The sequence below is a fragment of the Rhodococcus sp. UYP9 genome, from assembly GCF_040547235.1.
In the GTDB taxonomy this organism is placed as follows: domain Bacteria; phylum Actinomycetota; class Actinomycetes; order Mycobacteriales; family Mycobacteriaceae; genus Rhodococcoides.
Genome location: NZ_JBEPPH010000022.1, coordinates 1 through 1375, shown reverse-complemented (window position 1 = coordinate 1375; position 1375 = coordinate 1). Strand labels below are relative to the sequence as shown.

Below are 1375 nucleotides of genomic sequence, written 5' to 3'. Positions count from 1 at the left end.
CACCCAACACACCAATATCACCCACCACCACAGACGAATCCGCCACCACCGCCTCCAACACCCGAACAAACCGCTCCACAAAACCATCCACCGTCGACCGATCGAACAAATCCGTCGCAAACGTGAAATACCCACCCACACCCAAAGGACGACCACCCTCGTCGTAACGGTCCGTCACGATCAAATGCAGATCGAACTGCGAAATCCCCGTATCAGCATCGAGACCACTCACCGACAATCCCGACAACTCCAACGAACTCTGCGCAAGATTCTGGAAAGACAACCCCACCTGGAACAACGGATGCCGCGCCGTCGACCGAACCGGATTGAGCACCTCCACCAAACGCTCGAACGGCACATCCGCATGCGCGAACGCCTGCAAATCACTCGCCCGAGTCTGCGCCAACAACTCCTCGAACGTCATCGAAGAATCCACCCGACTACGGAAAACCAACGTGTTGACGAACATCCCGATGATGTCGTCCAAAGCTTTGTCGCTGCGACCGGCGAACGGAGTACCGATAGCAATGTCGTCACTACCGGACAAACGAGCGAACAACACTGCCATCGCAGAATGCACCACCATGAACAACGTGCTGTTGGTCCGACGCGCAAGCTGCACGAGCTGAGCATGCACATCCGCATCGACCGCGAAGTCGGCTCGATCTCCTGCATACGACTGCACCGCAGGACGCGGACGATCCATCGGCAGATCGAGCTGATCCGGCAGGCCCGCCAAAGCGGTCTTCCAATACGACACCTGCTGCGCAGCAATCGAATCCGGATCATCCTCACTACCGAGAACCTCACGCTGCCACAACGCAAAATCGGCGTACTGCACCGACAACGGAGCCCAACCAGGAGCCTCACCGGCAGAACGCGCCGCATACGCCACCATCACATCACGCGTCAACGGACCCATCGAGGAACCGTCGGCCGAAATATGGTGCACCACAAGGGCAAGTACGTGTTCCGTCGAAGACACGGTGAACAACCGAACCCGCAGCGGTATCTCCGTCGTCACATCGAAGGTCGTCGATGCCAGCGCACGCACCCGGCTCTCGACGTCCGAAGCATCGATGTCGACGACCTGGATATCGGGCCGGACCCGTTCCGCCGGGACGACGAACTGAATCGGGCCGTCCTCGGTCTCGGGGTACATCGTACGAAGAGACTCGTGCCGTGCAATCACATCTCGCACCGCGGCCTCTACGGCAGAGGCATCCAATTCACCCGACAGCCTGATGGCGACGGGCACGTTGTACGCCGCCGAACCGGCATCGAATCGGTTCAGGAACCACATCCGCTGCTGCGCCAACGACAACGGCACCACACCCGGACGCTCCCGCGCCACCAACGCAACCCGATCCCCCGA

The 1375-nt window shown here is 59.9% G+C and carries 1 protein-coding gene; it reads right to left on the bottom strand.

Annotation, left to right across the window (positions count from 1 at the left end; all coding sequences use genetic code 11):
* Positions 1-1375: condensation domain-containing protein (locus ABIB36_RS21890; protein ID WP_354563604.1), on the bottom strand; the 1375-nt coding region annotated here is incomplete at both ends.